Origin of the sequence: Streptomyces sp. NPDC101181, assembly GCF_044767975.1 — a bacterium.
In the GTDB taxonomy this organism is placed as follows: Bacteria; Actinomycetota; Actinomycetes; order Streptomycetales; family Streptomycetaceae; genus Streptomyces.
The window spans coordinates 62785-73649 of sequence record NZ_JBIWOX010000020.1 but is presented as its reverse complement, the minus strand read 5'-3'; the positions used below and the strand labels follow the sequence as shown (position 1 = coordinate 73649).

At 71.8% G+C, this 10865-nt stretch carries 6 protein-coding genes; 2 read left to right on the top strand and 4 right to left on the bottom strand.

The window, feature by feature from the left end:
- Positions 1-67: 67 nt before the first annotated feature.
- From ACIRRU_RS25440 to ACIRRU_RS25430, 3 genes are all read right to left on the bottom strand, one after another.
- Positions 68-1303, bottom strand: a complete 1236-nt coding sequence (locus ACIRRU_RS25440) for a branched-chain amino acid ABC transporter substrate-binding protein (protein ID WP_363203192.1) — start codon at positions 1301-1303, stop codon at positions 68-70.
- An 855-nt stretch (positions 1304-2158) separates the two neighbouring features.
- On the bottom strand, positions 2159-2629 hold the full coding sequence (locus tag ACIRRU_RS25435; protein WP_403684189.1) for a hotdog fold thioesterase: 471 nt from the start codon (positions 2627-2629) through the stop codon (positions 2159-2161).
- Positions 2630-2718: 89 nt separating this feature from the next.
- Positions 2719-4998, bottom strand: a complete 2280-nt coding sequence (locus ACIRRU_RS25430; RefSeq protein ID WP_403684188.1) for an FdhF/YdeP family oxidoreductase — start codon at positions 4996-4998, stop codon at positions 2719-2721.
- Between the two features lie 118 nt (positions 4999-5116).
- Between ACIRRU_RS25430 and polA the strand changes: the two genes are divergently transcribed.
- Positions 5117-7828: a DNA polymerase I gene (polA, locus tag ACIRRU_RS25425; RefSeq protein WP_363203195.1), complete on the top strand. Its 2712-nt coding sequence runs from the start codon at positions 5117-5119 to the stop codon at positions 7826-7828.
- Between the two features lie 96 nt (positions 7829-7924).
- Here polA and ACIRRU_RS25420 read toward each other — a convergent pair whose 3' ends face one another.
- Complete coding sequence (locus tag ACIRRU_RS25420) at positions 7925-8797, bottom strand: DUF4184 family protein (RefSeq protein WP_403684186.1); 873 nt, start codon at positions 8795-8797, stop codon at positions 7925-7927.
- Positions 8798-8983: 186 nt separating this feature from the next.
- Here ACIRRU_RS25420 and ACIRRU_RS25415 point away from each other — a divergent pair, with 186 nt between their 5' ends.
- Positions 8984-10708, top strand: coding sequence for a lytic murein transglycosylase (locus ACIRRU_RS25415; protein WP_403684184.1), 1725 nt, complete (start codon positions 8984-8986; stop codon positions 10706-10708).
- Positions 10709-10865 lie beyond the last annotated feature (157 nt).

The following is a 10865-nucleotide window of genomic DNA, read 5'->3' as shown; positions in this document are numbered from 1 at the left end:
ACTGCGCGGGGCGCTTGGTGCGGCGCCCCGCGCAGCGGTGGTGGTTCAGGCTGGTGTGCTCAGCTGGTCAGCTGGCGAGCTCGCCGGACTTGACGGGGGCCCAGGCGTTGCCCTTGTACTCGTAGACGGTGAGCTGCTTGTTGGTGGTGTCGCCGTACTCGTCGAAGGAGACCTTGCCGGTGACGCCGTCGAAGTCGACCTTGGCGGTGGCCTCGGCGACCTTCTCGCGGGCGTCGTCCGGGAGCTTGCCGTCGTTGGCCTCGACGACGGCCTTGACGGCCTCGACGATGGACCAGGCGGCGTCGTAGGAGTAGCCGCCGTACGCCTCGAAGGGCTCCTTGTAGCCGCCCTTGTCGTAGTTGGCGACGAAGTCCTTGGCGGAGGGCAGGGTGTCGAGCGGGGCGCCGACGGAGGTGGCGAGGTCGCCCGCGCCTTCCGCGCCGGAGAGCTTGATGTACTCGGCGCTGTAGATGCCGTCGCCGCCGACGAGCGGGATCTTGGCTCCGGCCTTCTTGATCTGCTTGCTGAGCGGGCCGGCCGCGGGGTACTCGCCGCCGTAGTAGACGACGTCGGCGCCGGCGCTCTTGACCTTGGTGGCGACCGAGGAGAAGTCCTTGGTCTCGGGGTCGATGTGCTCGGTGCCGACGACCTCGCCGCCGAGCTTGGTGAACTCGGCCTTGAAGGTGCCGGCGAGGCCGGCGCCGTAGGTCTTCTTGTCGTCGATGACGAAGACCTTCTTCTTCTTGGCGTCGTTGAAGAGGTACTGCGCGGCGAACGGGCCCTGGACGGCGTCGGTGGTCGCGGTGCGGAAGTAGGACGCGAAGGGGCGGACCTTCTTGCCGCCGTTCCAGTCCTGGCCCTGGGTGAGGGAGGGCGAGGTGTTGGCGGGGGAGATCTGGACGAGCTTGGCGTCGGCGAGGACCTTCTGCATGGACTCGCCGACGGAGGAGTTCAGCGGGCCGACGACGCCGAGGACTTCCTTGTTGGCGACGAACTTGCTCGCGTTCTGCTGGCCGGAGGACGGCTGGGCCTGGTCGTCGAGGGCCTCGACCTTGAAGGTGATGCCGTCGACGTGCTTGGTGGCGTTGGCCTGCTTGGCGGCGAGGTCGACGGAGTTCTTGATGCCGAGGCCGAGGGCGGAGAGGTCACCGGTGAGCGGGGCGTCGATGCCGATGACGACGGTCTGGGTGCCGCCGTCGCCGCTGCTGCCGCCGTTGCTGTCGTCGCGCGAACCGCAGGCGGTGAGGGTCAGTGCTCCGGTGGTGAGTACGGCGGTGAGTATGAGCAAAGAACGGTGTCGCACGAAAAGTCCTTTCCCTGGCGCGGCCTCCTCTGCTTGAGGTGCCGTGTCGGTCGCCGGGCCGTACTGGGTGGTACAGAGGCCGTGCAGCAGAGGCGCCCGGCGGCGCGGTGACTGGCCGTGACTCTAAGCGCAGCTGAGGGGGTGCGGCACGGGTCGGCCTCGGATGTGACGCTCTTGTTATGCCCTTGAGCAAGGCTTGAGATTGACGTGGGTTTATGTGGCGTTTTGTGCGGGTGCGCGGAATGACCACATGGTGAGAACGCGCAGCTCTGCTAAGGGGCTTGAGGGGATCACGGTACTGACGGCCCCGTGTGTGTGCGTACTGTGATGCCGCGGGTTCGTTATGCGGTGGCGGCGGCGGAGCGGGATCGGCCGCTCTTCCTCCTCGTCATCACGCTGGGTTACTCCCGGCGTCGGATTGCTGGCGTTTTCGTCCCCCCGGCGGCCGCTGCCTCCCCTGGTGTGCGGTGGGGCCGACGGCACCGCCCGGGGGTCCTTTGGTGATCGCGCGGCGGGCGCGTCCGGTGCGGGGGAGGCGGGACCGGTACGTCATTCCTCGTGAGGCCGGTACGGAGGGGTCCCGCCGCCGTCTCCGGGCGCCGGCCGTGCGGGGCGCGGCCCCAACTCGGCTGCCCCACGGCGGCCTTGGCCGGGACGCGGTGCGGCCGGGCGGCAGGGGACGGGGCGTCACTCGTGGTGACGTCAAGGGGTCTGCTCCGGCCGTGTCCGGTGGGTGCCGTGCCCGGCCGGCTTCCGGGGCGGGTCCGGCGCGCGGCCGCCCCCGTCCGGGCGCTGCGGACGGGGGCGGCTCAGGAGGGGGCGGCCCGTAACGGGGCGGGGCCGTGAGGCGGAGGGTCAGCCCGCCTCGGGCCGGGGGACGTCGCGGAGCAGACAGGTCAGACGGGCGGTGCAGACCCGCCGGTCCTGCTCGTCGCTGATCACGATCTCGTACGTGGCGGTGGAGCGCCCCCGGTGGACGGGGGTGGCGACGCCGGTCACCAGGCCGTCGCGGACGCCCCGGTGGTGGGTGCAGTTCAGGTCCACGCCGACGGCCAGCTTGGCGGCCCCGCCGTGCAGCATGGAGCCGATGGAGCCGAGGGTCTCGGCGAGCACGGCGGAGGCGCCGCCGTGCAGCAGGCCGTAGGGCTGGGTGTTGCCCTCGACGGGCATGGTGCCGACGACCCGGTCGGCGGCGGCCTCCACGATGGTCACCCCCATGCGCTCGCCCAGGTGGCCGGCGGAGAAGAGGGCGGGCAGGTCGACGCCGAGTGCCGCGTACTCGTCGAGGACTTCCTGCGGGAAGAGGGGTGCGGTGTGCTCGCCCATGGATCCGGCTCCGTTCGGCTGCGCTGGTTCGTCGCTGTCCGCACTGTTCTTATCAGACGGCTGAGCGAACGCTTAGGGGGTGGCGGTTTTCAGTCGCCCCGGGTGTTCTCGAAGCGCACGACCACCGACTTGCTGGCCGGGGTGTTGCTGGTGTCCGCCGTGGAGTCCAGCGGCACCAGGACGTTGGTCTCCGGGTAGTAGGCGGCGGCGCAGCCGCGGGCGGTGGGGTAGTGGACGACGCGGAAGCCCTCCGCCCGGCGCTCGACGCCGTCCTTCCACTCGCTGACGAGGTCGGTGTACGCGCCGTCGGCGAGGTCCAAGGCCGCCGCGTCCTCGGGGTGGACCAGGACGACGCGGCGGCCGCCCTTGATGCCCCGGTAGCGGTCGTCCAGGCCGTAGATGGTGGTGTTGTACTGGTCGTGCGAGCGCAGGGTCTGCAACAGGAGCCTGCCGTCGGGGAGTTCGGGGAACTCGACGGGGGCGGCGGTGAAGTTGGCGCGTCCGGTGGCGGTCGGGAAGCGGCGTTCGTCGCGGGGCGCGTGCGGCAGGGCGAAGCCGCCGGGGCGGGCGATGCGGGCGTTGAAGTCCTGGAAGCCGGGGACCACGCGGGAGATCCGGTCGCGGATGGTGGCGTAGTCCCGTTCGAAACCCTCCCAGTCGGTGTGTGAGGAGGCGCCGAGGACCGCGCGGGCCAGGCGGGCGACGATGGCCGGTTCGGAGAGCAGATGGGGGCTCGCGGGGGTGAGGTTGCCGCGCGAGGCGTGGACCATGCCCATGGAGTCCTCGACGGTGACGACCTGTTTGCCGCCCGCCTGGACGTCCTTGTCGGTGCGGCCGAGCGTCGGCAGGATCAGGGCCCGGGTCCCGGTGACCGCGTGGGAGCGGTTCAGCTTGGTCGAGACGTGCACGGTGAGGCGGGCGCGGCGCATCGCGGCCTCGGTGACGGCGGTGTCGGGGGTGGCGGCGACGAAGTTGCCGCCCATCGCGAGGAACACCTTCGCCTCGCCGTCCCGCAGGGCCCGGATGGCGCGCACCACGTCGTAGCCGTGGTGGCGGGGCGAGGTGATGCCGAACTCCTCGTCCAGGGCGTCCAGGAACGCCGGTGCGGGGCGTTCGAAGATGCCCATGGTGCGGTCGCCCTGGACGTTGGAGTGGCCGCGCACCGGGCAGACCCCGGCGCCGGGGCGGCCGATGTTGCCGCGCAGCAGGAGGAAGTTGACGACCTCGCGGATGGTCGCCACGGAGTGCTTGTGCTGGGTGAGGCCCATGGCCCAGCAGACGATGGTGCGCTCGGAGGCGAGGACGAGGGCGAGCGCCTGCTCGATCTCGGCACGGGTGAGCCCGGTGGCGGTGAGGGTCTCGTCCCAGTCAGCGGCCTCGGCGGCCTGGGCGAACTCCTCGTAGCCGTGGGTGTGTTCGGCCACGAACGCGGTGTCGACGGCGCCCTCGGAGGCCAGGATCAGCTTGTTGAGGAGGCGGAAGAGGGCCTGGTCGCCGCCGATGCGGATCTGGAGGAAGAGGTCGTTGAGGGGGGTGCCCCGGACCATGCCCTGCGGGGTCTGGGGGTTCTTGAACCGCTCCAGGCCGGCTTCGGGCAGCGGGTTCACCGAGATGATCTTCGCTCCGGCCTTCTTGGCCTTCTCCAGGGCGGAGAGCATCCGGGGGTGGTTCGTCCCGGGGTTCTGCCCGGCGACGATGATCAGGTCGGCCTGGTGGACGTCCTCCAGGGAGACGCTGCCCTTGCCGACGCCGATGGTCTCGCCGAGCGCGGAGCCGGACGACTCGTGGCACATGTTGGAGCAGTCGGGAAGGTTGTTGGTGCCGAACTCGCGGGCGAAGAGCTGAAGCAGGAACGCCGCCTCGTTGCTGGTGCGCCCCGAGGTGTAGAAGACGGACTCGTCGGGGGAGTCGAGGGCGGTCAGCTCCTCGGCGATGATCGCGAACGCGCGCTCCCAGGTCACCGGCTCGTAGCGGTCGCCGCCCTCGGGGAGGAGGACCGGCTGGGTGATCCTGCCCTGCTGGCCCAGCCAGTAGCCGCTGCGTTCGGCGAGGTCGGCGACCGGGTGCGCGGCGAAGAACTCGGGGGTGACGCGGCGCAGGGTCGCCTCCTCGGCGACGGCCTTCGCCCCGTTCTCGCAGAACTCGGCGATGTGCCGCTTCTCGCCCTCGGGCCAGGCGCAGCCGGGACAGTCGAAGCCGTCCTTCTGGTTGACCTTGAGGAGGGTCCGCGCGGTGCGGCGCACACCCATCTGCTGCTGGGACATGCGCAGGGAGTGGGCGACGGCGGGGAGCCCGGCGGCGGCGTGCGGTGCGGCCTCCACCTGCGGGGCGTCCTGGACCGGGTCACCGGTGGGCGGTTTGCTGGCCATGATGCTGCTCCCCTTCGAACGCTTCCGCGCGGTCGTGTGTCCTCACCATCGATCCTGTCACGGGTGGGCAAGGCCGCGCCGGTCCGGATTGTCAGCGGGCCGTGGCAGGATCGGGGGCGTGGCTGAGACGGCATCGAAGAAGACGGCAGACAACCGACCGCGCCTGCTCCTCATGGACGGGCACTCCCTGGCGTACCGGGCGTTCTTCGCCCTGCCCGCGGAGAATTTCACGACGGCGGTGGGGCAGCCGACGAACGCCGTGTACGGCTTCATGTCGATGCTGGCGAACACCCTGCGTGACGAGTCCCCCACGCACTTCGCGGTCGCGTTCGACGTGTCCCGCAAGACCTGGCGGTCCAAGGAGTTCCCCGAGTACAAGGCGAACCGCTCGACCACCCCCGACGAGTTCAGGGGGCAGGTCGAGCTGATCGGCGAGCTGCTGGACGCGATGCGCGCGGACCGGTTCGCGGTCGACGGATTCGAGGCGGACGACGTCATCGCGACGCTGGCGACCCAGGCCGAGGCGGCCGGGTTCGAGGTGCTGATCGTGACGGGCGACCGGGACTCCTTCCAGCTGATCACGGAGAACGTGACGGTGCTCTACCCCACCAAGGGGGTCTCGGAGCTGACCCGGTTCACCCCGGAGAAGATCGTCGAGAAGTACGGGCTCACCCCCCGGCAGTACCCGGACTTCGCGGCCCTGCGCGGCGACCCGTCGGACAACCTTCCGAGCATCCCCGGCGTCGGCGAGAAGACGGCCGCGAAGTGGATCAACCAGTTCGGTTCGTTCGACGAGCTGATGGAGCGGGCGGAGGAGGTCAAGGGCAAGGCCGGGCAGAATCTCCGCGACCACCTGGACGCGGTGAAGATGAACCGGGTCCTGACCGAGATGGTCCGGGACGTGGAGCTGGCGAAGGCCCCGGCCGACCTGGAGCGGGCCCCCTACGACCGTTCGGCGGTCACCGGCATCCTGGACATACTGGAGATTCGCAACCCGAGCCTGCGCGAGCGTCTCCTCGCCGTCGACCCGGGCGCCGCCGAGGCCGAGCCGCCCGCCCCCGCCGCCGGGATCGAGCTGGACGGGGCCGTCCTCGGCTCCGGCGAGGTCGCCCCCTGGCTGGAGGCCCACGGCGAGCGGCCCCTCGGGCTGATGACGGTCGACACCTGGTCGCTGGGCGCGGGCACGGTCACCGAGGTCGCGCTCGCCGCGGCCGACGGGAGCGCCGCCTGGCTGGACCCGGCCCAGCTGGAGGAGGCCGACGAGCGGGCGTTCGCCGCCTGGGTGGCGGACCCGGCCCGCCCCAAGGTCCTGCACAACGCCAAGAACGTGATGCGGGTCTTCCCGGAGATGGGCTGGCACCTCGAAGGCGTCACCATGGACACCGCGCTCGCCGCGTATCTGGTGAAGCCGGGGCGCCGCTCCTTCGCCCTGGACGCGCTGGCCGTGGAGTATCTGGGCCGGGAGCTGGCCCCCGCCGCCGCGTCGGACGGGCAGCTGGCCTTCGGCGCGGACGACCGGGCCGAGCAAGACGCCCTGATGGCGCAGGCCCGCGCCGTGCTCGACCTGGGCGAGGCGTTCACCACCCGGCTGAAGGAGGTGGGCGCGGCGGAGCTGCTGCACGACATGGAGCTGCCGACCTCCATCCTCCTGGCCCGGCTGGAGCGGCACGGCATCGCCGCGGACCGGGCCCATCTGGAGTCCATGGAGCAGCAGTTCGCCGGGACCGTGCAGCAGGCGGTCAAGGAGGCGCACGCCGCGGTCGGCCGCGAGTTCAACCTCGGGTCGCCCAAGCAGCTCCAGGAGATCCTCTTCGGCGAGCTGGGCCTGCCGAAGACGAAGAAGACCAAGACCGGATACACCACGGACGCGGACGCGCTGGCCTGGCTGGCCGCGCAGACCGAGCACGAGCTGCCGGTGCTGATGCTGCGCCACCGCGAGCAGGCCAAGCTGAGGGTGACGGTCGAAGGCCTGATCAAGACGATCGCCGCCGACGGCCGCATCCACACCACGTTCAACCAGACGGTCGCCGCGACCGGCCGTCTCTCCTCCACCGACCCCAATTTGCAGAACATCCCCGTCCGTACGGACGAGGGCCGGGCGATCCGCCGCGGCTTCGTCGTCGGCGAGGGCTTCGAGACGCTGATGACGGCGGACTACAGCCAGATCGAGCTGCGGGTGATGGCGCACCTCTCCGAGGACGCCGGGCTCATCGAGGCGTTCACCTCCGGCGAGGACCTGCACACCACGGTCGCCTCCCAGGTCTTCTCCGTCGGCAAGGACGCCGTCGACGCCGAGATGCGCCGCAAGATCAAGGCCATGTCCTACGGCCTGGCCTACGGACTCTCCGCGTTCGGCCTCTCCCAGCAGCTGAACATCGACCCCGCCGAGGCCCGGGTGCTGATGGACACCTACTTCGAGCGGTTCGGCGGCGTACGGGACTATCTCCACCGGGTCGTCGAGGAGGCCAGGGCCACCGGCTACACGGAGACCATCCTGGGCCGCCGCCGCTATCTCCCCGACCTCAACAGCGACAACCGCCAGCGCCGCGAGGCCGCCGAGCGGATGGCGCTCAACGCCCCGATCCAGGGCACCGCCGCGGACATCGTGAAGGTGGCGATGCTGCGGGTGGACAAGGCGCTGCGCGAGGCGGAGCTGACCTCGCGGATGCTGCTCCAGGTCCACGACGAAATCGTCCTGGAGATCGCCGGGGGCGAGCGGAAGCAGGTCGAGGAGATCCTGCGCCACGAAATGGCGAACGCGGTCGAACTGCGCGCCCCGCTGGACGTCTCGGTCGGCGTCGGCAAGGACTGGGAGTCCGCGGCCCACTGAACGGCCCAACGCGCATCGCCCGGCCTGCTCGCCGAGCCGGCCCGTCAGGAGGAGGGGCCCGGACCACACCGTGGTCCGGGCCCCTCTCCGTGCCTCTCACTTCCGCCCGGCGTTCTCCGTCGGGCGTTGACCGGTCACGGGCACCGGCCCCGGGCCACTCCGGGGGCGCCGCCTCCGCAGCAGCCGCATCCACACCCCGTACAGCAGGAGCCCCGCGCCCAGCCCGGCACCCGCGCCGAAGCAGGCGGTCGGGATGATGTCGAGCAAACTGTCGACCCCGCCGAAGTGGGCGTACCACCGGGCGCACCGGTGGATCAGGCCCACCAGCACACAGCCGCCCAGCAGGGCGAACGCGCCCCTCCTCTCGCCCAGGGAGAGCGTCGGGAGCGCCTCGGGCACCGGGGCGGCGACCGTGCGCCGCAGACCCGTGACGAGGAACCAGCCGAGCACCACCATCGCCAGGGCCGAACTGCCGTACTGCGCGACCTGGTGGAGCGGGACACCGCCGACGCTCCGGTTCAGCAGGGGCAGCACCTCCGTCCCCCAGCGGCCGTGATGGGTGAAGGCGTCCGCCACCACGTGCGTGGCCGCGCCGAGCGCGGCGGACCCTCCGAACCACAGCCAGGCGGACGGCCCGAAGGACCCGCGGCCACAGCGCCGCCCCCGTACGAAGGTGTGGACGCGGCCCCGGGCCCGTACCGGAAGCAGTGCCACCAGCGGCTCGCGCAGCGCCGCCCACACCGCCACCAGCACGGCGGCGATCAGCACGTTCACCGTGACGACGCCCAGGAAGGTATGGGTGAAGGCGCCGAACTCCATCGCCCCCGGGACCACGGTGTCCGCGAAGTAGGTGACGTCGGGCGCGAACGAACCGGCGACCAGGGCCGAGGGGTACAGCGGCCACCGTGCCGTCCCGTCCCGGCGGATCGCCGGGAGCACCGCGGCGGCGTGGCTGAGTGTGAACGGCATGGCGGCAGTATGCGGGACTCCCGGGGCAGCCTTCCGTGACCTGCCGGACAACGTTCGCGGGGGAACGTGAGAAAACCGTAAGAAGCGGTCAGCGCCCGGTACCTGGGCGTCCGCCGGTGTCGTAGGGTCGTCTGAGCCTGGCGCTGGGGAGCGCGGGCAGCCGTCGAGGGGGAGGGACCGGAACGTATGGGAGCGCACATTCGCCGACGTCTGCGCAAGGGGGCCACGACCACCGCGGTGGCGGCGGCCGCCGTGGCCGCGCTCGCGGCCTCGCAGGCCCCCGCGGCACCGCTGGCCGACGGCTCCACGGGCGGTGGGGACCCGGCGGCGGCCGGTGAGGACACCGGGGGCGCCGAGGACGGCGCGGCGACCGGCAACTCGCCCTACTTCACGGACCTTCCGCCCCTCGTGACGCCCGACAAGCCCGGATCGTCGAGCAACCTCCCGGTGGCCGGCGGTTCGGAATCGGGCATTCCGGCGTCGATCCTGGCCGCTTACCGGCAGGCCGAGCAGACCGTCGCCACCACCGACCCGTCCTGCCGGCTGCCCTGGCAACTCCTCGCGGCGATCGGGAAGGTCGAGTCCGGCCAGGCCCGCGGCGGGCGGGTCGACGCCGAGGGCACCACGCTGTCCCCGATCCTCGGCCCGGCCCTCAACGGCCAGGGGTTCGCGCTGATCAAGGACACCGACGGCGGGGCCTTCGACGGCGACGCGGTCCACGACCGCGCGGTCGGCCCGATGCAGTTCATCCCGTCGACGTGGGCCGCCTGGGGCCAGGACGCCAACGGCGACGGCCGCAAGGACCCCAACAACATCTACGACGCCGCCCTGGCAGCCGGACGCTACCTCTGCGCCAACGACCGCGATCTGGCGCTCGCCGCCGACCTCGACCGGGCCGTGCTCAGCTACAACCGCTCGACGGAGTACCTGCGGACGGTGCGCTCCTGGTACTCCTTCTACCAGCGCGGCACCCACGAGGTCCCCGACGGCACCGGCGTGCTGCCCACCGCCCCGAGCACCCCCGTCGGCTCCATCCCGGGCCCCCGCCCCACCCCTCGCCCGAGCGGCACCCCCGGCCCGGCGCCCTCCCCGTCCAAGCCGGGCGCCACGAAGCCGACCCCGGGCCCCTCCAAGCCCGGCGGCACAGGCTCCACCAGCCCGAAGCCCACACCGACCCCCACACCGACCCCCACCCCGAGCCCGTCGGAGACCTTCGGCTCGCTGGAGAACGCGGGCACCGGACCGCTGCGCGCCACCGCGGGCACCCCGTTCGAGGAGCGGATCGGCGTCCGCGCCCGCAACGCGCTCGGCGCCCCGCTCGCCAAGGTCCCGGTCACCTTCACCGTCACCGGGGACACCGGCACGCTCTTCGCGGGCGGCAGGAAGACGGTGACCGTGAAGACGGGGGCCGACGGGACCGCCACCGCCCCCGCGCTCCAGGCGGGCGAGAAGCCCGGGGACTTCACCGTGACCGCCGTCGCGGGCAGCCCCCGCCAGCGCACCCTGACCTACGCGGCGACCGTCACCGCCCGCCAGGCCGACGCCATCGTCCGGACCGACGAGAAGGAACTTGTCGCCGCGCCCGGCGAGAAGTTCACCGACCCCGTGAGCCTCAAGGCCACCTACAAGGACGCGGCCGCCGGAGGCGTTGCCGTCACCGCCAGGATGGTCAAGGACCCGCTGGGTGTCGTCGACAACGACAAGGGCCCGTACTTCAAGGACGCGCAGGGCAAGCCGCTGCGCACCCTGGAACTCACCACCGACGCCGAGGGGATGCTGCTGCTCCCGGCGATCCACGCCGACGAGAACCCGGGCACGTATACGCTGCGCCTCACCACCGAGGGCGGCGCCTCGGTCACGGTGAAGCTGACCGTGAAGGCCCCGGAGGAGACGGCGACCCCCGAAGCCTGAGCACGCACCTCTCCGACAGCCCCCGCGCCCACCCGGCGCGGGGGCTGTCGGCTCTGTTCTCATCTCGCGCCCGGGTTGCTACGGTGCCCCATCTCTGACGACCCATCAGTTCGGGTCGATCAGGCCGTCATCGTCGGCACACCGCCCCGAAAGGCCG